The following is a 22348-nucleotide window of genomic DNA, read 5'->3' on the forward strand; positions in this document are numbered from 1 at the left end:
CCGAAGGCATCGATGACCAACCCGTATCCGCACCTGCTCTCACCGTTGGACCTCGGCTTCACCACGCTGCGCAATCGCGTGGTGATGGGGTCGATGCACACCGGACTGGAGGATCGAGCACGTGACGTCGACCGCCTCGCAGCCTACTTCGCCGAGCGGGCCCGCGGTGGCGTGGGCCTCATCATCACCGGCGGGTACGCACCGAACCGCACGGGGTGGTTGCTGCCGTTCGCCGCGGCGATGACGTCGTCGACGGACGCCAGAAGGCACCGTCGCGTCACGTCGGCCGTACACGCCGAAGACGGCAAGATCCTGCTGCAGATCCTTCATGCCGGCCGCTACGCCTACCACCCGCTGTCCGTGTCGGCGTCATCGATCAAGGCGCCCATCAACCCGTTCCGGCCCAGGGCGCTGCGCGATGTCGAGGGCACGATCGCCGACTTCGTGCGCTGCGCGGTCCTGGCCCGCGAGGCCGGCTACGACGGCGTCGAGATCATGGGCAGCGAAGGCTATCTGCTCAACCAGTTCCTGGCGCCGCGTACCAACCGGCGCACCGACGGATGGGGCGGGACATCCGAAAACCGGCGCCGCATGCCAGTCGAGATTGTCCGCCGCACCCGTGAGGCGTTGGGCTCAGACTTCATCATCTGCTATCGGATGTCCCTGGCCGACTTCGTGCCTGACGGCCAGAGCTGGGACGAGATCGTCGCGCTGGCAACCGAAGTCGAGGCGGCGGGCGCGACGATCATCAACACCGGCATCGGATGGCATGAGTCGCGCGTGCCGACCATCGTCACCTCGGTACCCAACGCGGCGTTCGTCGACTACAGCAACGCGGTCGCCGCCCATGTATCGATCCCAGTCATGGCATCCAACCGCATCAACATGCCGCAGTCGGCCGAACAGATCCTCGCCGACGGTCGTGTCCAATTGATCTCGATGGCGCGTCCCCTGCTGAGCGACCCCGAGTGGGTACGCAAGGCGGCCTCGGATGCCGCCGACGAGATCAACACGTGCATCGCCTGCAATCAGGCGTGTCTGGACCACGCGTTCGCCCACCGAACGGCGTCGTGTCTGCTCAATCCGCGCGCGGGCCGCGAGACCACGTTGGTGCTGCATCCGGCGCGACGCCGGCGCCGCGTCGCGGTCGTCGGCGCCGGGCCCGCGGGACTGTCCGCGGCGGTGACCGCCGCCGGACGTGGACACGCCGTGACCCTTTTCGAGGCCGGCACCGCGATCGGCGGTCAATTCGAACTGGCCCGAAGGGTTCCCGGTAAAGAGGAGTTCGCCGAGACCATCCGCTACTACACGCGGATGCTCGACAAGCACGGTGTCGACGTGCGACTGGGCGTCCGGGCCACGGCCGACGCACTGACCAACTTCGACGTCATCACGCTCGCCACCGGCGTGGCACCACGCAGGCCCGACATCCGGGGCATCGACCACCCGAAGGTGCTGTCCTATCCCGACGTTCTGCTCGGTGCGCCAGTCGGTTCCCGTGTGGCGGTGATCGGGGCAGGAGGCATCGGGTTCGATGTGTGCGAATTCCTGGTGACCGACCAGTCGCCGACGCTCGACCTCAAAACGTGGAATGCCGAGTGGGGACTGCTGGAGCCCGGCCAGGGACCGCAGGAAGCACGCGGGGCGCTGACCGAACCGATGCCGCTGCCCGCCGCCCGCGAGGTGTACCTGTTACAGCGGACGAACAGCCCGCAGGGCAGGCGCCTGGGCAGGACGACCGGCTGGGTGCACCGCGCGTCGCTGAAGGCCAAAGGCGTCCAGCAGCTTTCCGGGGTCAACTACGAGCACATCGACGACGAGGGACTGCACGTCAGCTTCGGCTCGAACCACTCCGGCGCTCGAGTGCTCCACGTCGACAACGTCATCGTGTGCGCCGGCCAGGAAGCGGTTCGCGACCTCGTCGCCGCCCTCGAAGCTCTCGGCATCACACCGCATGTCATCGGCGGTGCCGCGGTGGCCGCCGAACTGGACGCCAAGCGCGCCATCCGCGAGGGCACCGAACTCGCCGCCCGTCTCTGAGCTGCTCACCACACCAGCGGCGCCAGGTGCTTCTGCGCGTAGGCCCGCACGGCGTCGTCGTCGGTGACGTCGAGTACCGGCGTGCGCACCTGCGCGAGCGAGCCAGCGAGGCGGATGTGCAGTTCGCTGACGGCCAGCAGGTCGTCGTCGGGCATCCTCGCGCCCGCGGCACGCAGCGCCTTGGCCATGGCCGCCGAGGCGCTCTCCAGGAACTCCTCGGCCTCGTCGGACATTCCCGACATCGCGGCCAGGCCGCTGTCGAGTTGTAGGAACCGGCGCATGATCGGCTCGCCGGTGAGCAACCGCAGGCCTTCGCAGAACGCTGCGACCGCGGCTTCCTTGGCGCCCGTGTCGATCCCGACGGTCTGCAGCCGCGCCATCGCGAAATCGAATGTCTGCCTGCCGAGTTCGGTGATCAGGGCGTCGCGGCTCGGGAACCGGCGGTAGAGCGTGCTGCGGCTGACGCCGGCCTGCCGCGCGATGACGTCCATGCTGGCTCGGCCCACACCGACCAGCGCGACCTCTTCGGCGGCGGCCTTGAGGATCGCCGCCTCCTGCTCGGTGCGGCTGTCGTTGTTGCGGAGCCGTCGCATGGTTGACGGCTAGACCGGGCAGCCAGTCGGGGGCGCGAACGAATCGAGGGCAACAGAGCGGTGCAGCCGAACCAACTTCTCGTACTCCAACCGGTTGCGCGCCAACGGAATCAACAACAGCTTGTCCGGCAGCACGCGCCAAGCGAGCTGCAACACCCGGGTGTAGAGCTCGAACTCCCTGTCATGCCGTGCCGTCCATTCGAAGCCGGTGAGCTCGCGGATGCCCGGATGAAGGATTCCGAACGAACACACCTTGACCACGCGGCCGGCGATCGGCCGCAGCAGCAGCCACGGCGGCGTCAAGGCAAGTCGCAGCGGCGGCGGGAGCAGCAAGGTGGGCAGCGGAAGCCGTGTGAGGTTGTCGGTGACCCGGCGCAGGAACGGGTTGGTGGCCAGCTCGGTTTCCACCATGGCGTCGTAGTACTGCACGGCGTCGGCGTACGTCGCGGGCAGTTTGGCGTTCTTTCCCGGCAGCTCGAGCGACCGGAACGCGTCGAGCAGCTGCTGGTAGGCGGCGTCCTTCTCGGCGTCGGTCAACGTGATGCCGGTGCAGGGCGTGAACGAGTTGAGCACCACGAACATGCCGCTCACCGCGATCCAGTTCCACAGCTTGGGATCCAGCGCGCTGTAGCGCACATCGGAAAAGACGCCACTGCCGCGTCCGCGTACGTCGCGGTGCAGCTGTTTGAGCCGGTCGGACTCGGCCACCCGGTCGGCGGGGTCGCCCCAGATCGCGAGAAAGGCCGAAAACCCGCTGCGCACACCACGGTCGGCGAAGTTCGCTTCGAAGCGCCCGGTCTTGTCAACGGCCGCAGCGACCGGCACCAGGGCCACCTCGTCGTAGGCCGCCGCCCCGAAGAAGCCGCCGAGCGTGCTGCCGGAGTGCTTACGGAATTCCGCCATCACCTTGGGGCGGACCTCGCCGCGCTGGATCGGCGATGCTGCGACGGTTTCGGTCATGGCGCCTCCACGGTGCGGTTGACACACAGAGTAGTGATTTGTGTCAACGTGTCAATGGATGGCAGGCGGTCACCCGGTCGATCCACCACTGTCGGCGCTCGGGCGGGGCGGCCAGCGCCTGCAGCCGGGCGGGATCCGGCACTACCGGCGCCACGGGCAGGTAGCCGCCGTCCAAAGCGACGGGCTCGGCGACGTCCTCGACGAACAATCTGCCGGTCCCCAGGCCGCAGGCGTGTCGCAGATCCGGCAGTGCGGCGGCGGCGAGCAACCCACGGCCGATACCGACCGCGGAGTCCAGTGCGCTCGACACCACGATCGGGATGTCGATCTGTGCCGCGATGTCGAGCATTCTGCGCACCCCGCCGAGCGGTGCGACTTTGAGCACCGCGACGTCGGCCGCCTTGGCCCGCACGACGTACAGCGGGTCGTCGGCCTTGCGGATGCTCTCGTCGGCGGCGATCGGTACGTCGACCCTCGTTCGCAATTCGGCGAGCTCGGCGACCGTCGCGCAGGGCTGTTCGAGATACTCCAGCGGGCCGTCGGCGGTCAGGGCGGCGGCCGCTTCGACGGCCTCGGCGACCTCCCACCGGGCGTTGGCGTCGACGCGGACCGTGGGAACCAGTGCCCGCACGGCGTTGACCCGCGCGACGTCGTCGGCCAACGACTGTCCGGGCTCGGCGACCTTCACCTTCGCGGTGCGGGCGCCGGGGAAGCGGGCCAGCACATCGGGCACGTCAGCGGCGTCGACGGCCGGGACGGTCGCGTTGATCGGGATGCGGTTTCTTCGTGCCGCGGGTGCTGGTTCGTAGGCGGCTTCGAGGGCCGAGGCCAACCAGTGCGCGGCTTCGGGCGGCTCGTATTCGAGGAACGCGCCGAACTCGCCCCAGCCCACTGGGCCGTCGATCAGCGCGACCTCGCGAACGGTGATGCCGCGGAAGCGAACTCGCATCGGAAGCGCCACAACGTGCAGGCGGTCGAGGATGTCGTCGAGATCCGGCACGCCCACCATAGTGCCGTGTCGAGGCCGATGTTTGAACCAAACCGCCCCCGGGCATGCTTAAGAAACTGAAATGAGTGTGAGGAGCGACGTGCGAATCCGAACCCTGATTCCGTCCGGTCTGGCCGTCACCGCCACGGCGGTCATCGGTGGGCTGGCGAGCCGGTCGGCGCAGTCCGCGTGGTACGCGACACTGCGCAAGCCGCCGTATCAGCCGCCGCGCCAGGCTTTTCCGATCGTGTGGCCGGCACTGTACGCCGACATCGCGGTGGTGTCGGCCTCGACGCTCGACGAGTTGGATCGCCGCGGGCAGTCCGAACAACGACGCCGCTACCTCGCGGCGCTGGCCGCCAACCTGGTGCTCAACGGGAGCTGGTCCTGGCTGTTCTTCAATCAGCACCGGCTGGCGACATCCGCCGTCGCGGCCGGTGCGTTGACCTTGAGCAGCGCCGACCTCACCCGTCGAGCGATCTCTGTGCAGGGCGGGCAGGCCGCTCCGCTCGCGCTGTACCCGCTGTGGTGCGCATTCGCCACCGCGCTGTCGACGCACATCTGGTTTCTGAATGCTAGACGCCGATTGTGAAACTGGCGACGCTTTTGTCGCTACAGCGTCGTCGGATGCACAATCGGGCGTTGGATTACACCGTCGCGCGGTCGCGGCCCTCCCAGTACGGCTTGCGCAGCTCCTTCTTGAGGACCTTTCCGGTCGGGTTGCGCGGCAGCTCGTCGGTGATGTCGACGGTCTTCGGGCACTTGTAGGCAGCGAGCCGCTCGCGGCACCAGGCGATGATCTCCTCGGGTGTGGCCTCACCCTCAAGCGAGACAACGGCTTTGACGACCTCACCCCACTTCTCGTCGGGCACGCCGATCACTGCGACGTCGCCAACCGCCGGATGCTCGGCGACGACACGCTCGACCTCGATCGAGTAGATGTTCTCCCCGCCGGAGATGATCATGTCCTTGAGCCGGTCCTCGACGAAGATGTAGCCGTCCTCGTCGATGCGGCCGATGTCACCGGTGCGGAACCAACCGTCGCTGGTGATCGCCTCCGCCGTCGCGTCCGGCTTGTTGTGGTAGCCCTTCATCAGCTGCGGTGTGCGGAACCATAATTCGCCCTGTTCACCCGTCGCCACGTCTTCCAACGTGTCCGGGTGCACCACGCGCACCTCGGCGCCCGGTATTACCCGTCCCGCGCTGACCATCCGGTCTTCGATCCCGGAGCGGTGGTCCTCGGGGAGCAACTGGCTGATCACACCGCACACCTCGGTCAGCCCGTACACCTGGATGAAATCGGTGTTGGGCCAGGCTTCCAACGCGGCCCGCAGCAACGGCAGCGGCATCGGCGACGCGCCGTAGACGTACGTCTTCAACGACCCGAACAGCTTGACCGCGTCCTCACCCGATTCCAGCACCTTGGCCAGCACCGCCGGCACCAGGAATGTGCGGTTCGCGCCCTTGAGGATGGCGCCCGCCAGCGACATCCCGTCGACCTCGCGGGTCATCACGGTCGGCACGCCGTCGTGAATTCCGAACTGCACGTAGGACGATCCGCCGACATGGAACAGCGGCATCGCCACCATGCTCTTGTCGCCCTCGTCGAAACCCCACCCGTTGTGGGCGTTGACGGTGTGCGCGATCAGGTTGGCGTGCGTCAGCTGCACACCCTTCGGACGCCCCGTCGTCCCCGACGAGTACATGACGATGACGACGTCGTCGGGCGCCACGTCGTCGCCGCGACCGACGGGTTTCGCCGCGGCGAGCATCGCCTCGTACTCGTCACCGTCCCCACCTTCGGGTGTGACCTCGACGATCTGCTCGACGTTCGCCAACTTGTCGCGGATCTTCTCGATCGGCGCCGTGAATTCGGACCCGGCGATCAGCAGCTTGGCGCCGGAGTCGTTGAGCACGTAGTCGAGTTCGTCGGCGGCCAGCCGGAAGTTGATGATCGCGTTGGCCGCTCCCAGCGACGCGGCGGCCAGCGTGAGCTCGACGCACGCCGGGTGGTTCTTGTCCAGGAACGCCACCACGTCGCCGCGGCTGACGCCCCGCTCCTTCAGCGCACCGGCGAGCCGGCGCACCCGGTCGTTCCACTCGGCCCACGTCCACGTGCGGTCGAGAAACGTCATCGCCTCGGCGTCGGGTTTGGTCTCGGCCCAGTGTGCGAGCCGTTCGTCGAGGAAGCGCGGGACAGGCAGGTCAGACATGCACCGAGCCTGCCACGACAAGGCGAAGGTCAGTCGGGATTGGCCGAGATCGACGCCTGCGCATCGGCGGGGGCGTGTTCGCGGCGCAGACCGCGCCGGTCGTAGATGCGCGTGACGACGGCGCCGACGACGAGGCCGATCGCCAGCCCGATCGTCGACATGACAAGGGCGTGGGTGAGACCGGCGTCCGCGCGGCCGTCGAAGTACAGCAGGGCACGGGCGCCGAGGAACACCTGATGCATGGGTTCGAACCTCGCCAACCAGCCGAAGATCCTCGGGGCCGCCTCGAGAGGGATGGTCGCGCCGTTGGACGGCAAGCCGAGCATCACGAAGATGAACAGGTTCACCAGCAGACCCATCGAGCCCAGCGCGGCGATCAACGAGGTCGCGGTGATGCCGACCGCGGCAATCGTGAAGGCGCCGTACGCCCACAACGCCCAGACATTGGGTACCGGCATGCCCAGCGCAGCCCCGATCGCGATGTAGATCGCTGAGGTGAGCACGGCGAGGATCACCATGAACAACCACTTCACCAGCAGCGTCCGGAACCGGGAGATCTTGACCTGCTCGGCGAGCCGGTACACCGGGCCCAGCTCGGCGGGCACGAAGCCGAGCATCGAATCGACCAGCGAGCTCACGATGATGCTGCCGGTAAACCCTGCGAGGAGCAGCAGGAGCGCGTAGTAGAACGCCGAGAGCCCGTTGCCGGTGCCGTTGGGCAGCGGGTCGGCGTCGTTGACCTGAACGTCGAGCGGGCTCGACAGTGCCAGCGACGCCGCCGCCGGCAGCGGACCGGCGGCCTCACGCATAACCTGTGCCGACAGCTGCTCGCCCACTTTGGCGTTGATGGCGCGGACGGCCTTGCCCAACGCCTCCCCCGCGATGCTCGCGCCGAGTGTGGAGGCTCGGGGGTTGAGCGAGATCGTGACGACCGGCCTGCTCAGTTGCCCGGGCCGCAGCGCGCCCTGTCCGAGCTGCTCGAGCTTGGCCGAGAAGTCCTGCGGTATCTGGACCGCCCCGTAGATTTCCGCGGTGCCCAACTGCCGCTCGGCCTCGTCGGCCGTGAGCACGCGCACGTCGAACTGTTCGGAGTCGAGCCCGGAGGTGAGGCCGTCGACGATCTGCTTTCCGGCGGGTCCGACATCGGCGTTGACTACCGCGACCGGGAAGTGCCGCAGATTCGTCGTCGGGTTGAGGATGCCGGCGAGGTACAGGGCGGCCAGCGCCGAGAACACCGTCAGCGCAACGACGATCGGCGACAACCAGAACCGCGGGGTGCGCAATGTCTGCAGCGGGTCGGGGGCTGCGTGGCGTGGATGCATGGGACTGGTCATTCGCCGTGAACCTGCTTGCCCGCCAGGAAGGTCGCCCGCACCTCGAGGTCGGCGATCTGTTCCGGCGGCACCGCGCGCGGGTCGGCCGACAGCACCACCAAATCGGCGTACTTGCCGACCTCCAGCGAGCCGATCACATCGTCGGAGAACAGTTGATACGCGGCGTCGAGCGTCTGCGCGCGGATGGCCTGTTCGACCGTGATTCGCTGCTCGGGCCCGATCACCCGGCCGCTGGGCGCGGTGCGGGTGGCCGCGACGCTGATGTTGCGCAGCGGCTCTTCCGGGGTGACCGGCGGGTCGTTGTGCAGCGAGATGCGCATGCCGGTCGCGACCGCGGATCCGCAAGGCATCCAACGGGTTCCGTGCTCGGGACCGAACAGGCCGTCGACGATGATGTCGCCCCAGTAATGAATCTGGTCGACGAAGATGGAGCACGTCACGCCGAGGTCGTGGGCGCGCTGAAGTTGCTCATCGCGGATGGCGCCGACGTGCTCGAGCCGCAGCCGGTGGTCATCACGCGGCCAGCGCCGCAGCGCGTCCTCGTACACGTCGAGGATGGTGTCGACCCCGGCGTCGCCCTGCACGTGGCAGGCCATCGGCCAGCCCTGCGGGAAGTAGGCGTGCACGATCTCGGTCAGCTGCTCGCGGGTGTAGTTGGCGTGCCCGCACGACCCCGGCGCGACGCCGATCGTGCGCACGGCGTCGGTGTCGAGATACGGGAACGACAAGTCGATGTTGCCGATCCACGGTGAGCCGTCGACCCAGATCTTGATCCCGGTCTGCCGGAAAAGGTCGTCGCCGTTGGTCGGCGACATGTCGGTGTCCATCTGCGCGTTGGAGATCTCGTAGACCCGCAGTCGCACGGTCAGGTCGGTGCGCAACTGCTCGATCACCGGCCGGAACACCGGGTCGAACGCCATCTCCGAACACGTCGTCAGCCCGGCCTTGTTGAGCCGGCGCAGTTCGGCGTGCAGCATCGCCGGATAGTCGCTGGGGTTGATGACGCCGGCCAGCAGGCTGAACACGGCGCCGGTCTCCTCGGCGGTGCCGTCGAGGTCGCCGTCGGCGTCGCGGCCGTAGCGCGCGCCCTTCGGGTCGGGGGTGTCGCGGTTGAGCCCGAGCTCGCGCGCTGCAGCGCTGTTGAAGAACGCCTTGTGCCCGGAGTTGTGCACGATCACCAGCGGTGTCTCGGGCGCCTGCTTGTCGAGCCACACCAGCGTCGGCTCCGGAAGTCCCGGCTGCAGCAGCGGATCCCAGCCGTTGAGATAGGCACCCTCGGGTCCGCGCTTGGCCACCTCATCGCGGATCGACGCCACCACGTCGTCGGCTTTCGGCAGCGTCACCGGACGGATGTCGACCATCCGGTCCGACAGCACGATGGCCTCCATCAGCGGATGCCCGTGCGCCTCCACCAGACCCGGCATCACACAGCCGTCTCCGATGTCCAGCGTCCGGGTGTCGGGGCCGATCCAAGCGTCGATATCGCCGCGGTCGCCGACCGCCACGATGCGGCCGTCGGCGACGGCGAGCGCCTCGGCGGTCGGCCGTCGGTCGTCAACGGTGAGCACCGTTCCACGAATGACCAGGTCAGCGGCGGGCATGGGTCATCCTCTCAGTCGGAAAGAAGAATCCGATGAAAAACTCTTGTGGATCGTGTCGATTTGAGTGGGGCGCCGTTCGACGTAGTTGCGAGGGCACGATGAACGAGCCCGTCACCCACCGAATAAGGAGACGAGAACGATGGCGCGTTACATGCTGATCATGCGGTCCACCCCCGAGGCCGAAGCCGCGATGGCCGAGATGGAAATCGACTTCGACCAGATCATCGAGGAGATGGGTCGCTTCAACGAGGAGCTCATCAAGGCCGGCGTGATGTTGGCCGGCGAGGGCCTGACGGGACCCGAGGAGGGGTTCGTCGTCGACTTCAACTCCGACCCGCCGGTCGTCACCGACGGGCCGTATACCGAGGCCAAGGAGCTGTTCAACGGGTTCTGGATCATCGACGTGTCCTCGAAGGAAGAGGCCAAGCAGTGGGCGCAGAAGATTCCGCTGGGCAAGGGCGTCAAGGTCGAGGTGCGGCGAGTCTCGGAGACGAGCGAGTTCCCGCAGGACAACCCGTGGGTCAAAAAGGAGATCCGATGGAAGGCCGAGCTCGCCGAGAAGATCGCGGCGCAGGCCCGCGCGGAGGCCGACCGGCTCAGCTGAGCGTTCGCCCCTAAATGCTGCGGACGTCAGGGGTTCCGACAGAGCGGCGCTGCCTCGGAGGCAGCGCTGCTTTGTCATGCCTACGCGACCTTCTCCAAGGTGAAGCCGCTTTGGTAGGTGGCCCCGGCCGGATCTCCACACGCCGCGGCGGCCTGGGTGTTCACGGCGGTGCCGTTCAACGTTGCCGCGTCGATTGAAAAGGCAACTGTGCCAGGAACAGTCACGTGGTCACCGGGCGGCTTGCACCGAACCGCCTGGGCGTACTGGACGGTCATGTCCCAGCGCCCGTTGTTCAGCATTGCGCGTCCGCCATACGGTGTGACCCTTTGGTCGGTGACAGGTGTGACGGCTACGTCGGCGCAACCCGGACCGCACGGCGTGATCACCCATGTGTTGTTCTTGCCGGTATCGGATCGATAGTTGTAGGTACCGCTCAGCCCGGCCGCTGAACCCTGCGGAGGCCCGCCGGCCCAGGCAGCGCCAGCCGATCCGATCGCCACGCCGGCCGCGACGATGAACACTGCAGACAGCTCGCGCGTGATGGTCATGCCGTTCCTCTCTATGACGAAAAGCTCAGGCAGCCTTCACCAGTGAGCTCCAGATGACGCTGCCGCGGAGCGCGTTGGGGTCGAATCAGACGTGTCCGGGCATCCCTCCCATACCGCCGATGTGGCCCGCACCGCCCATTCCGCCGATATGGCCCATACCTCCCATACCGCCGATACCCCCGATGCCGCCCATACCGTCGCCGATTCCGCCGATATGGCCCATTCCGCCCATACCGCCGTCGATTCCGCCAATTCCGCCCATGCCCGCCGGCGCCATCGGCGGCGGTGCGATCGGCGCCATCGGCGGAGGTGCGATCGGTGCCATCGGCGGTGGTGCGATCGGCGCCAACGGTGGCGGTGCGATCGGCGGCGCCGGCGGTGGCGCTAGTGGCGGCGGTGCGACCGGCGGTGCCGGTGGCGGCGGAGGAGGCGGTGGTGCGGGCGGCGGCGGTGGTGGAGGCGGCGGTGGGGTTGGCAGCCCGTACGGGCCGCCAGCACATACCGGGTTGGCAGGCTGGCTGATGCATGCGGGATCAGCGGGGCCGGTAGGCGGCCCCGTCATGGGTGGCGGAGGCGGCGGCGGCCCCGGCGGAGGCGGAGGCGCATACGGGCCGCCCTGGCACACGGGGTATGTCGGCATCTGCGCACATCGCGGATCATCGGGGCCCGTCGGAGGTCCAGGCGGCGGGCCGGGAGGCTGCAGCGGCGCCGGCGCAAGGGATGTGCCTGCGAGGGCTGGCATTCCACTCGCCGGCACGGCGGCACCGGTCGCGGCAACGACGATGAGCGCCCCCGCCACAGCACCTTTCGCCACGATGTCGCGGACTTCGGAGACTTTGGTCCAACTCATCTTTTGCTCCTCAGTGCCGCACCCGATGGCGGGTCACCCAAATTTATTGACGCCGAAGCATATTCGCCCATACCTACTCCCCGACGAGTCGAACTGCTCGAACGCTAACCCATCGAGCTTGCCCTGGCAGGCGATTCTGAAGAACTTTGCCGACACCGGCTGAGTGGCCGGCCTGACTGCTACGCGATCGGCGGGCGCACTCCCGTCGCGCGGATCTCGATGGGACCCCGTTGTTGCGTTCCCGGGCGAGGTGCAACATGACGCTGCGGAGGCACTCGATGTCGCTCGACATGGCGTCTCCCGACTTCCTTGTTGGCACAAGACTGATGGTGCAAACTTGTCGAGGGGTACGGCGAGACACCCGGGTTCACGCCCCCGCGCACACTCCGGAGTCGCGGATCGCCCGGCCATAGACGTTGGCGGTTGCGATGTTGGCGTTGATCTGGCCAGACGGCAGCCGCCGCTTGGTCTTGTCGCTGATCTGGGTGAACTGGTACCAGAGCCGGTAAATCGAATCCCCGTGGAAGAGCGGCGAATACTCACTCTGGTCCGGGTAGTTGACGATGAACAGCGTGTGCGCGCGGGGATCGAGGAACGCCGCGGACTGGTCGAGGTTGGCGGCGACGACATCGCCGGCTTCTGTCACTCCCGGTATCGACCAGTCGTCGCCCTTATCGTCAAGGAAGTGCTGAAAGCCGTACACCTGGGTCATCAGCTCGTCGTACTGGGCGTTGAACCATTGGCACGAGTCACGTTGTGCCGTAATCTGCTCCGGCGTGACCCGCACCTGCCAAAGGTTGTACGGGAACACGGTGTAGTCGGGCGACCAGTTCGACGGGTACGGAGTGAACACCGGCAACGTCTGTGCGGCGGGTTCGGCCCGGCTCACCGGTGCGAACACCAGCAGCGCTGTCAGTAGCACGGCGAATGCTCGAAACATCGCTATGCATCGCCGAATTCGGGGCGTAGGACCGGCGCTAACGCCGCGAGCGGGATATGAGCTTGTACGGTACCGCCGTCCATCGCCCACTGCATGCGGCCGATCGTGTAGTCCAACGGGGTGTCGCGGCCGACCGGATAGTCGGGCATGTAGAGGATCAGCTCATCCGGTGTGAGCGCCCAGGCCCGGTAGCCGCCGGAGTACACCTTGTCCGGAGACCAGCGGTCGGGAGTGAACGGGTAGGTGCCAGGCTGGTGCGGTGGCGGTGCGGCGTCGAGTGCGGCGACGATGAACGGCGCGCCCAGGCGCGGGATCTCGGCCCGGTGGTCGACGCCCGGTGTGAACAGGTCGGCAAGTTGCAGCTGCCGCCCCCCGGCGAAGGTGAAGGTGCGGTAGGCGTCGCTGATGATTGGCGCGTTCGGGTGTGCGAGGGCGTCGGTACCGACCGTGCCCGAATACATCTCGTGGAAAACGGCAGTCATCGCGCCGCCATTCTGGAAGATCTGGAAGTGCTGCTCGCCGAAGCTGTCGTGGACCATCATTTTGGCGGCGTTGCGCCAGTTGTTCATCAGGTTAATCAGATACTCCCGGATGACGGGGTTTTCGACCAGATCGCCCGGCAACGCCATCTTGATGTTGCGGACCGCTTCGCGCTCCGAGACCACCGACGTGCTGCAGAACTGTCCGTCCCACTGGCCGCCCAGCTCACTGCAGAACGACGGGGCCGACGCCGACGCGGGTGGTGCGGTGGCGATTACCACCGCAGCCACCACGGTTATCGAGCTACCCAGCATCCGCGGCCGCATGATTACGGCAGCTCGACTTTACTTGCGCGCCAACGACCGTCGACGTACTCCATGGTCATCTTGATCCGGCTGCGATCGATACGCGGATCTGGGACACTCGCGTTTTGCACCGACTGATCGACGAACAGCAAGACGACAACCTTGTCCTTGGTGGCGGACTGCACTGCCGATTCCAGCACTACGCCGTGCGCGGAGGCCTTGTTGTCGATCAGCAACTGGCGCAACTCGGTGCTGGACTTCGAGTACATGTCCTTGAACTCGCCGGTCGCGCCGTCGAGCACGGCTGCGAAGTTCTCGTCGACCTTGTTCGCGTCGATGCTGGTCAGCACGTGCGCGTAGTCGACCGCCGCCTGCTGGGCGGCATGGCCGGCTTGTGCCACTTGCCGCTGTTGCCACAGCTGCCAGCCCATGAGGCCCGAGCCGGCCAGCACCCCGACGACCAGGATGGCCAGTGCGGCGAGTCGGATGCGGCGGGGCCAGTTGCGCTCGTCCTCCGTGCCGGACGTCGGGTCCTCGGGTGTCTGGTCGCCACTGTCCGAGGCGGTCTCGGGGGCGTCGGACTCGTCACCGTCGGGTTTCTTATCGGTGTCCTTGTCGCTGGTAATTGACATCATCATCTCCTAGCGCGGTGGCTCGATCGGTAGGGTCGGCCCACCGTAGGGGGTGGGAATCGTGAACCGGCCCTTCGGGGTCGGATCCGTCTGACGGCCGAGATCGGCACCGGGTGGGGGGCCCGCGGTGTCGTCGTCGGCCGGCCGTGGCGCGTTCTTGGCTCCGCGGACCAGCATCCCGGGGTGATCGTCGCGGCAGTAGGTGTACATGAACGGTTCCGGGTAGTCCGCGTTGGACGGTGGAAGGCGCGGCGTTCCGTAGTCGCAGTGATACCGCGGGTAGATGTCGCCGGTGGCCCACAGCCCGTTGTCGTGCATCGCGCTGCCCAGCGCGTCGAGCAGCGACGTGCGGTAGTCCGGGAACAGCGCATTGAGTGCCGGCACCCGCAGGTACAGCAGCCGCGAGACAGTCGTCAGGTTGCCCAGCAGTTGCACCATGGTGTCGGAATTGTCGACGAACAAGGCGTCCACCGCGCTCAGCGCATCCGGGCCCTGGTTGGTGAGCCGGCGATAGCCTTCGCGCATCTTGTTGATGCCGACGAAGCTCTGGTCCAGATTGTCTGCGGCGACTGCGATTCCGGCGTTCTTGTCGGCGGCCAACGTGAGCACCACCCGGCTGGTCCGCAACAGGCTGCTGGTCTCCGGCAACACCGAATCCATGGTGGACAGCAGGAACGTGCCGCCTTCGACGATGTCTTCCAGCTTCTGCGGACCAGCCTCCGACAGGCTCAACTCCCGCCTGATCAGCTCGAGTTTCTCGGTATCGGTCTGCGCCAATGCCCCGTCTGCGTCGGCCAGCAGCTTGGCCAGGCTGACCGGCACCGTGGTCCTATCCTGGTCTATGACGGCGCCATCGGCGAGGAAGGGACCTTGGTCGGACTCCGGTATGAAGTCGATGTACTGCTCACCGGCCGGCGACAGGCCCGACACCCGGACATCGCTGGACTCTGGGATCTTCATCGTCGATTTGACGTTGACCACCGCGTTCACCCCGGCCGGGGTGATGTCGAGCCGGTCCACCCGGCCGATCGGCACGCCACGCATCGTCACGTCCTGATCGGGCAACAGGCCGGCCGACTCGGGCAGTTGGATGGTGAGTTGATACTGCGAGGCCAACGGATTCACCCGCAACGCACCGAACAGCAGGTAACCGGTCCCAACCACCAGGACCATGACCAACCCGGCCGCCGACAGCCAGGCGCGGCGGCGGTGGCCGAACCGGACAATGTCGACCAGCCGGTCGGCAGCTGTCGAGATCATCGTGGCGCCTCCGCGGGCAGCGGTGCGGGCGCGGGCGTGGCGGGCGAAGGTGGCAGCGGCGGCCCCGCCACCGGCCCGAGTGCCGGCAGTGGAATATCGGTCGCCGGCGGCGCCACGGGCAGCGGTTCCGGCGGAGTTGGTGGGGCGAGCGGTGGCCCCGCGACCTCCAATTGCCCCGGCTCGGTCGGACTGGGGATCACCGGGAACTGGGGCACGTCGGGGCCTTTGCCGACGATCTTCTCCTGCAGCCGGTACAGCGTGTACTTGAACGAGCCCACAAGTTGAAACCAGTTGTGCCACTTGGGACCGTGGAACCCCGGGTCTCCGGCGAAGCCGATATCGGGTATGTGTCCGAGGATCAATCGGTCGATGCTCGCATTCACCGCGAGCGCGTTGCCGGTTGTTCCCTTGACGAATGGGGGCATCAGCCGGTTGAGCGCATAGAGCGTCGCGTCCGGGGTCAGCACGACGTCGTTCCACGCGCCGGCGACGGTGTTGGCGTCGGCGATGACGCTGCGGCCGCTGCTGTCCGTGCCGGCGATCGACGGGAACTTGCGCGCCTGAACGGACACATCACCGATCTGCTCGACGAGGTCGGCGATCTGGGTGGTGTGCGCGGCCAGCGTGTCGGTGGCTGGACGGGCTTCGGCCATCACTTCGCTGATGGTCTGGTTCTTGGCCTCAATGGCCTCGACGAGCCGGGAGGTCTCGGTGATCGCGTTGGAGATCTGCCCGGACCGGGCGTTCAGCGTGCCCAGGGTGTCGTTGGTCTTGCGGATGAGATTGCCGAAGGCCTGGCCCTGATCGCCGGTCGCCTTGCCCAGTCCGTTGATGATGTTGGTGAAGTTGCGCACCGCGCCGCCGTTCACCAACACCGCCGCCGAACTCAGCACCGACTCGACGGTGGCTGCAGCCGTCGTCGACTTCAACGGAATCGTGTCGCCATCGGTCAGCAAGGGCGCGCTCGGATCGGCGGGGAACGGCGGCTTGATCGCGACGAAAATATCGCCAAGGGGCGTCGCGGAACGCAATTCGGCGGTGCTGCCCTGGGGCACCTGAACTCCGTCCATGATGCGCAAGGTGGTCACCGCGGTGTAGTTGCGCGCGTCCATCGATTCCATTTGGCCGACGTCGGCACCGGCGAGCTTCACCTTTGCGTTGGCGGGCAGGTTCAGCGCGTTGGAGAACACCGCCGTCAGCCGGTAGCCGCCGGAGCCGACGCCGGGCGCCGGCAGCGGAAGACTGGCCAAACCGTCGGTGGCACAGCCGGAAAGCGCGAGGCACGCCGCCATCGCCAGCGCTATCGGCCGACGGCTGCGCCTGCTGCTCGGGGTCATCATTTCTGTCCCATCGCAGCGAGTCCGTCCAGCATGTACGTCAGCCCGAAGTCCGGCCCGAAGTCCTGCAATGTCCCGGTGCTGCAACCCAGTTGCCGCAGCCCCATCACGTTGCACACCTCCTTGATGAACTGGTTGTCGAACAACACCCGGTCGGTGAGCACCTTGACACGCAAGGCGCCGTTTTTCTGGTCGACGATGTTGTACAGGTTGTCCAGCGTCATCGGCGCCACGTCAAGGAATTCCTTGAGATCGCGTTCGTGATCGACGGCCGTGTTCAGCACGATGTCGCCGTTGGCGACGAGGTCCTTGACGGCGTCCCGATGGGTTTCGAGCACCTCACGGGTGTTGGTCAACACCTCATTGATCTTCTTACCCGTGGTACCGCTGCCGAGGTTCTCATCGGCCAGGATCTGACTGAGTGCCCGCACCGACGAGCCGAACTCCCGCAGCGTCTCGTCATTCCTGGCGGCCGCCTCTGACAACGAACTCAAGTTCCGGACGATGGTGGTCAGCTGATCCTTGGTCACCGTGCCCCGATCGGCGCTGAGCCGCAGGGCATTCGACAGTTCGCCCAGCGCATCCTTCATCTGCTGGCCGTTGCCGTCGGCGATCGCGGCGCTGGCGTTGACCACATCGGCGATCGGGCCGTTACCCTCTCCGTCGCCCTTCAGAGATACCGACAGCTTGTCGAGAACGTCGAGCACCCTGGCGAATTCGACCGGGGTCTGGGTGCGGTTGCGGCCGATGGTTGCATGATCCTGCAGCGTCGGACCGCTGCCCGAGTAGGGCGGCGTCAGCTCGATCTGCCGGTCGGTCAGAATCGAGTTGGAAATCGTCACCGCCTGGGCGTCTGCAGGAACCTTGACGTCCTTGTCCACGGTGAAGTCGACCTCGACGTAGCCGCCCTTAGGCGTGATCTTGGTGACCTGGCCGACCGGCATCCCGAGAACCGCGACGGTGTTTCCTTCGTATAAACCTGCGGCACTGTCGAACTGGGCGGTCACCGTCATGGTGTCGAGTTGGTCCTTGGCGTAGATCACCGCGACGGTGGCCAACGCCAGGCCCACGACCAGTGCGATCGCACCGGCAACCACCAGCTTGGTCTTGGTGATCGTCATTTGCAGTCCTGGAAGTACTCGATCATGGAAAATTGCTTGGCGCGGCCGCTGATGGCGCACATCCACGAGTCGACCAGCAGGCCGTTGGTCGCGTTGAACCCAGCTGCATTGCCGCTGCCGGTGGCGTTGGCCAAGCCACGCAGGGCGATTGGCCCGGACTGCAGGATGCTGCGCAGGAAGCCGTCGCCGTCGCGGGCGAGCAGAGTGGACAGCTCACGCAGATTGCGCAGCAGTTCCTCGAGTTCTGGCCGGTCGTCGATGACGATGCCGCTCAATGTTTCGACGAGGTTGGTGAGCGCATCCATCATCGCGTGGAACGTCGCACGCGACGCGACGAACTCGCCGAGCAACGAGTTGCCCTGGTTCACCAGGCTACCGATGGTGGACTGCTGACGGCGCAGCGTATTGCTGACCACCTCAGTGGTTTTCAGCAGTTCGCCCAGTTGGTCGCGACGTTCGGCGATGATCGTCGACAGCTTGTGGGTGTTCTCCACGGCCTGCGGCACCACCGGCGGCAACGTCTTCAGCTGCTCGCCCAGGATGGACAGTGTCTCGGCGAACTTGTCCGAGTCCACCTGCTCGTAGGTTCTGGTGACGTCGGCCAGGGCTTCCTGCAGATCGTAGGGGACCTCGGTGTGGGTCAGGTCGAAGGTGTCGTTCGGCAACGAGCCCGCACCATCGGGAAACAGGGCCAGATACCGCGAGCCCAGGATCGTGGTGATCTTGATCGTCGCCCGAGAACCCTCACCCAAAACCACGTCATTGCGCACCTTGAGCTTCGCCTCGACGTAGTTACCGGCGAGGTCCATGCTCAACACCTCGCCCACCGGGATTCCGGCAATGGTGACCGGGTTACCGACTTGCAACGCGGCGGCCTGCAGGAAGTGCGCGGTGTACTGCCGGTAGCCGACGTTGGCCACCTTGAACAACAGCAGCGTTGCGACGAGCAACGAAACCACCAGGACGGCAACGACTCCCATCCACGTCTTGTTGCGGCTCTCCAGCGGGCGGCGGCGCCGCGGCTTCGATTGATCTGCCTTCGGTTGATCAGCCATTGGCCATGTTCCTGCACTTGGGGGTGTAACGCGCCTTGTTGCCTGGGGTGGCGGCGTCCACGATGATCGGCACCACGTCGTTGAGGCCGGGGAAGAACCCTTGGATGTTCAGATCGCATGCATAGGCGTTGGCGAAGGAGCCTTCACTGGTGATGCGTGCAAAGCCCTTCAGCAGCAACGGGAGGTTGGCACCGGTGAACGCCAGCTGATTCTCCAGACCGACCATGTGCGCCGCGAAACCCGGGTCACGCGTGACCATTTCCTTCAGCGATGGGTACACCTCGTCGGAGATCGTCGACAATTGCCGCACCACCTTCGCGATCGAACTCATCGACTCCACCAATTGGGGGCGCCGCGCGTCGAAGGTCGAAACCACCGTGCGGGCTTCGCCGATGATGTGGTCGAGGTCGTTGTTGTGCCGGGCGAGATTGGCCATCACCACGTTCAAGTCAGTGATCACCTCACCGAGTTGCTCGTCCTGGCCGGCGAACGACTCGGTGAGCCGGCCGGTCTGGTCCACTAGGGCGGTGATGGACCCTTCGTCGCCCTGCAGCGATTGGATGACTCCCTTGGTCAGGTTGTCGGCGTGCTTGGGATCGAGCACGCTGAACAGCGGCTCGTACCCGTTGAGCAGTCGGCCGACATCGAACGACGGATCCGTGCGCTCGACGGGGATGACGCTGCCGGGCTCCAGCGGTCCCGGGACACCGAGATTGCCCAGCGACAGACCGAGGTATCGCTGGCCGACGATGTTCTGGTAAGTGACCGAGGCAACGGTGGTGCCGAGCACCTGCTGGTCGCGCTGCACCACGAACGACACCTTGGCGAGTTTTCCCTTCAGCTCGATCTTTTCGACCCGGCCGACGCGGACGCCGGCCATCCGGACGTCATCACCTTCCCGCAGGCCGAACACGTCGGTGATCATCGCGGCGTAGGGCACGGTCCGGCCGGCCACGTCTCGACGCAGCGTGACGTACACCAGCCAGGTCAACGTCACGGCGACCACCATGAACAGCGACAGGCCGATCAGTGCGCCGCGGTACTTCATCGGGCCTCCTGGCCAAGCGAGACAGTCGTGCCACGGGCCACCGGTCCGAGCAGCAACTGGGTCGCCGTGGTGGCCGGCTGACCGGTGATGAGGGAGAGCTGGTTGCGTTCCTGTTGGCTACCAACGGGTCCCACGTTCCCGCCGAAGGCCGCCGGCGCGGCTTCGGCGGGCAACGGACCGGGCGGTGGCGGACCCGCCGGCGGTGGCGGATCCCATGGTTTGGGCGCGACCGGTGCCGGTGGGGATTGGTTCACCGGCGGCGGAGGCGTCGGTTCTAGCGCGGGGTTGGCCGATCCGGGTACCGGTGGCGAGGGCGAAACTCCCGGCGGCAGCGGTGGATTCGGGTCGGTTAGGTTTGGGTACGGGTTGATCAGCGGTGGCCCGACGGCGACCAGGTTGCCGTTCTCGCCCAGCACCGTGCCGGGCGGGGGCGCCAGATCCTTCGGAGGCTGGTAGTTCTGTGGCAGCAACGTATCCGGCAGGGGCGGCCGCACCGGAACCAATGGCGCGGTGTAACAGCTCGGGCCCTTGAGTTCGCCGTACTGCGGGCAGTCGGCACGGGTATAGGTGTAGGTCGGCGTGAATGACAGGTTCACCCGCATGTTGCCGATGTCGCGGTCATGCATCCACACCTCGTCGAAGAACTTGTCGGACAGCTGGTTCAGCTTGACGAAGGCCGGCACCCAGTGGTGCGAGGTATCCGCCAGGTTGCCGACCACCGGGGTCAGCTCGGAGGTGATCTTGACCATTCGGTCGGTGTGGTTCTCCAGCGCGGTGTGAGTGGTGGTCATGGTGTGGACACCGCCGCCGATCAGCGCGTCGAGTTGGGCACGCTGCTCGACCAGCACCTGCATCGGTTCCACCGCTTTCTGTAGCGCGTCGAACAGTTCCGGTGTGGTCTGCTGCAGGCCGACGGCCGCATCGGTGAGCGCCGAAACCGTCGTCGAGTCCGGCTGGATGGCCACGATCGCCTGGACATTGTTGATGAGCCGGTCCAATTGCGCGCCGGCGGCAAGCAGTTGAGTACGGCGATCCTCGGTGGCCTCGTTGACGGCGGCCAGGATGCCGATGGTTTTGTCTTCGCGACCGCGCCCGGTCGCAGCCAGGATGTCGCGGAGCTTGCTGATCGTGGTCTGGAACAACACCGTCGGTAGCTCGGCGTCCTCCGGAATATGTGCACCCGCACTGATTGCGGGACCAGGCCCGCGGTCGACGAGTTGCACCGAGGACACCGCGAACACGTTGCTTGGCACCACTCGCGCGGTGACGGTCGCCGGTATGGACCGGGCATACTCCGGCTTCAGATTGATGTGGACGTAGTTGGGGTTCCCGTGCGCGGCCGGGGTGACGCTTTCGACGGCGCCGACCAGGACGCCGTGGTACTTCACGTCGGAGCGTTGCGGCAGTCCGTCACCGACGTTGACGAGATTCGCGACAACGCGGACGAAGGGATCCAGGCGTCCTGTCGCCTTGACCAACAGAGTCGCCGAAATCAACGCCAGCACAACGGCAACGGCGATCCCGCCACCGATCAACTGGCGATCGGTGGGCCCGCGCCCGTCCAGATCAAAGGAATTCGCCACCTACCCCCCAAACCTCGCGCCGGCGTCCACGTTCCACAGCGCCATCGTGAGCAGCATGTTGACGATGATCACGACGGTGATGCTGGCCCGCATGGCGTGTCCGGCGGCCACCCCGACACCCTCGGGACCACCGCCGGCGTAAAAGCCGTAGTAGCACTGGATCGTCGTGGCGATCCACACGAAGACGATCGCCTTGAGCAGCGAGTACAACATGTCTTGACCCGACAGCATCAGGGTGAAGTAGTGCAGGTACGAGCCGGTCGCGCCACCGCTGATGACCTGCACCACAAGCTGTGTCGTCAGATAGCTGACCGCGAGGCAGACGACGTAGAGCGGAATGACCGCGATCACCGAGGCCATCAACCGGGTGGTCACCAGATATGGGATAGGACGGATTGCCAGCGAATCCAAGGCATCGATTTCTTCAGAGATGCGCATCGACCCCAGCTGTGCGGTGAACCGGCAGCCGGCCTGCGTGGCGAACGCCAACGACAACGCGATCGGGGCGAGTTCGCGCGTGTTCACCAGCGAGGAGATGATTCCCGTCGCCGGGCCCAGACCCAGCAGGTCCAGAAAGTTGTACCCTTCGATGCCGACGAGCGCACCGACGGTGACGCCGAGAACGAGCGCCACCCCTGCGGTTCCGCCCCCCACCACCAAAGAGCCGTTGCCCCAAGCGATGTCAGATAGCAGCCGGACGAACTCGCCACGATAGTGCCGTAGCGCCACTGGGACCGCGACGATCGCCCGGACGAAGAAGACCAGCATGTGGCCGAGCTGCCCCATGAGCGGCGCGACCTTCCCGTATACCCGGACGAACGGTGCCAGCAGCGGCGGTACGAATGTCGACGCCATG

The 22348-nt window shown here is 66.4% G+C and carries 21 protein-coding genes; 3 read left to right on the forward strand and 18 right to left on the reverse strand.

All coding sequences use genetic code 11. The annotated features are described in order from the left end of the window. Positions 1 to 12 precede the first annotated feature (12 nt). A complete protein-coding gene (locus tag G6N18_RS12935) occupies positions 13 to 2040 on the forward strand; it encodes an NADPH-dependent 2,4-dienoyl-CoA reductase (RefSeq protein ID WP_083002975.1) in 2028 nt (675 codons plus the stop codon). A gap of 5 nt (positions 2041 to 2045) precedes the next feature. Here G6N18_RS12935 and G6N18_RS12940 read toward each other — a convergent pair whose 3' ends face one another. Genes G6N18_RS12940 through G6N18_RS12950 form a run of 3 tightly spaced genes read right to left on the reverse strand, consistent with a single transcriptional unit; the run spans position 2046 to position 4602 of the window. Beyond that, positions 2046 to 2633, reverse strand: coding sequence for a TetR/AcrR family transcriptional regulator (locus G6N18_RS12940; RefSeq protein ID WP_067224154.1), 588 nt, complete (start codon positions 2631 to 2633; stop codon positions 2046 to 2048). Between the two features lie 9 nt (positions 2634 to 2642). Beyond that, positions 2643 to 3593: an oxygenase MpaB family protein gene (locus G6N18_RS12945; RefSeq protein ID WP_083002972.1), complete on the reverse strand. Its 951-nt coding sequence runs from the start codon at positions 3591 to 3593 to the stop codon at positions 2643 to 2645. A 43-nt stretch (positions 3594 to 3636) separates the two neighbouring features. After that, complete coding sequence (locus tag G6N18_RS12950; RefSeq protein ID WP_083002968.1) at positions 3637 to 4602, reverse strand: o-succinylbenzoate synthase; 966 nt, start codon at positions 4600 to 4602, stop codon at positions 3637 to 3639. Positions 4603 to 4681: 79 nt separating this feature from the next. On the opposite strand from G6N18_RS12950, the gene G6N18_RS12955 reads away from it, so the two are divergent. Beyond that, positions 4682 to 5173 carry a TspO/MBR family protein gene (locus G6N18_RS12955; protein ID WP_083003216.1) on the forward strand — a complete coding sequence of 164 codons (492 nt, stop codon included), beginning with the start codon at positions 4682 to 4684 and terminating at the stop codon, positions 5171 to 5173. Positions 5174 to 5228: 55 nt separating this feature from the next. On the opposite strand, the gene G6N18_RS12960 is transcribed toward G6N18_RS12955, so the two are convergent. The 3 genes from G6N18_RS12960 to G6N18_RS12970 are packed head-to-tail and all read right to left on the reverse strand — an operon-like array spanning position 5229 to position 9729. Beyond that, a complete protein-coding gene (locus tag G6N18_RS12960; RefSeq protein WP_083002965.1) occupies positions 5229 to 6794 on the reverse strand; it encodes a long-chain-fatty-acid--CoA ligase in 1566 nt (521 codons plus the stop codon). A 29-nt stretch (positions 6795 to 6823) separates the two neighbouring features. After that, positions 6824 to 8128: a YhgE/Pip domain-containing protein gene (locus tag G6N18_RS12965; RefSeq protein ID WP_234806183.1), complete on the reverse strand. Its 1305-nt coding sequence runs from the start codon at positions 8126 to 8128 to the stop codon at positions 6824 to 6826. Continuing rightward, on the reverse strand, positions 8125 to 9729 hold the full coding sequence (locus tag G6N18_RS12970; protein WP_083002961.1) for an amidohydrolase: 1605 nt from the start codon (positions 9727 to 9729) through the stop codon (positions 8125 to 8127). Before G6N18_RS12970 ends, G6N18_RS12965 begins: the two co-directional genes overlap by 4 nt. 139 nt (positions 9730 to 9868) lie before the next feature. On the opposite strand from G6N18_RS12970, the gene G6N18_RS12975 reads away from it, so the two are divergent. Then, positions 9869 to 10333: a YciI family protein gene (locus G6N18_RS12975; protein ID WP_083002957.1), complete on the forward strand. Its 465-nt coding sequence runs from the start codon at positions 9869 to 9871 to the stop codon at positions 10331 to 10333. Positions 10334 to 10413: 80 nt separating this feature from the next. On the opposite strand, the gene G6N18_RS12980 is transcribed toward G6N18_RS12975, so the two are convergent. The 12 genes from G6N18_RS12980 to G6N18_RS13035 all read right to left on the reverse strand — a co-directional run bounded on the left by G6N18_RS12980 (position 10414) and on the right by G6N18_RS13035 (position 22347). Then, positions 10414 to 10881 carry a hypothetical protein gene (locus tag G6N18_RS12980; RefSeq protein ID WP_083002954.1) on the reverse strand — a complete coding sequence of 156 codons (468 nt, stop codon included), beginning with the start codon at positions 10879 to 10881 and terminating at the stop codon, positions 10414 to 10416. Positions 10882 to 10966: 85 nt separating this feature from the next. Beyond that, positions 10967 to 11731 carry a hypothetical protein gene (locus G6N18_RS24400; RefSeq protein ID WP_163689753.1) on the reverse strand — a complete coding sequence of 255 codons (765 nt, stop codon included), beginning with the start codon at positions 11729 to 11731 and terminating at the stop codon, positions 10967 to 10969. Between the two features lie 367 nt (positions 11732 to 12098). Continuing rightward, positions 12099 to 12671, reverse strand: a complete 573-nt coding sequence (locus G6N18_RS12990; protein WP_083002946.1) for a hypothetical protein — start codon at positions 12669 to 12671, stop codon at positions 12099 to 12101. 2 nt (positions 12672 to 12673) lie between these two features. Continuing rightward, positions 12674 to 13477: a mannan-binding protein gene (locus G6N18_RS12995; protein WP_083002942.1), complete on the reverse strand. Its 804-nt coding sequence runs from the start codon at positions 13475 to 13477 to the stop codon at positions 12674 to 12676. Between the two features lie 2 nt (positions 13478 to 13479). Beyond that, positions 13480 to 14088: an Rv1363c family protein gene (locus G6N18_RS13000; protein WP_234806182.1), complete on the reverse strand. Its 609-nt coding sequence runs from the start codon at positions 14086 to 14088 to the stop codon at positions 13480 to 13482. A 9-nt stretch (positions 14089 to 14097) separates the two neighbouring features. Beyond that, positions 14098 to 15348 (reverse strand): MlaD family protein, encoded by a 1251-nt coding sequence (locus G6N18_RS13005; RefSeq protein ID WP_083002935.1) that lies wholly within the window; start codon positions 15346 to 15348, stop codon positions 14098 to 14100. Continuing rightward, complete coding sequence (locus tag G6N18_RS13010; protein ID WP_083002932.1) at positions 15345 to 16688, reverse strand: MCE family protein; 1344 nt, start codon at positions 16686 to 16688, stop codon at positions 15345 to 15347. Before G6N18_RS13010 ends, G6N18_RS13005 begins: the two co-directional genes overlap by 4 nt. After that, positions 16685 to 17806 (reverse strand): MCE family protein, encoded by a 1122-nt coding sequence (locus G6N18_RS13015; protein WP_083002928.1) that lies wholly within the window; start codon positions 17804 to 17806, stop codon positions 16685 to 16687. Before G6N18_RS13015 ends, G6N18_RS13010 begins: the two co-directional genes overlap by 4 nt. Beyond that, positions 17803 to 18861, reverse strand: coding sequence for an MCE family protein (locus G6N18_RS13020; RefSeq protein WP_083002925.1), 1059 nt, complete (start codon positions 18859 to 18861; stop codon positions 17803 to 17805). Before G6N18_RS13020 ends, G6N18_RS13015 begins: the two co-directional genes overlap by 4 nt. Continuing rightward, positions 18854 to 19909, reverse strand: coding sequence for an MCE family protein (locus G6N18_RS13025; protein WP_083002920.1), 1056 nt, complete (start codon positions 19907 to 19909; stop codon positions 18854 to 18856). The genes G6N18_RS13020 and G6N18_RS13025 overlap by 8 nt, the downstream gene beginning before the upstream one ends. Then, positions 19906 to 21492, reverse strand: a complete 1587-nt coding sequence (locus tag G6N18_RS13030) for an MlaD family protein (protein ID WP_083002916.1) — start codon at positions 21490 to 21492, stop codon at positions 19906 to 19908. Before G6N18_RS13030 ends, G6N18_RS13025 begins: the two co-directional genes overlap by 4 nt. Beyond that, positions 21493 to 22347 carry an ABC transporter permease gene (locus tag G6N18_RS13035; RefSeq protein ID WP_083002913.1) on the reverse strand — a complete coding sequence of 285 codons (855 nt, stop codon included), beginning with the start codon at positions 22345 to 22347 and terminating at the stop codon, positions 21493 to 21495. Position 22348 lies beyond the last annotated feature (1 nt).

The organism is Mycolicibacterium celeriflavum (assembly GCF_010731795.1).
In the GTDB taxonomy this organism is placed as follows: Bacteria; Actinomycetota; Actinomycetes; order Mycobacteriales; family Mycobacteriaceae; genus Mycobacterium; species Mycobacterium celeriflavum.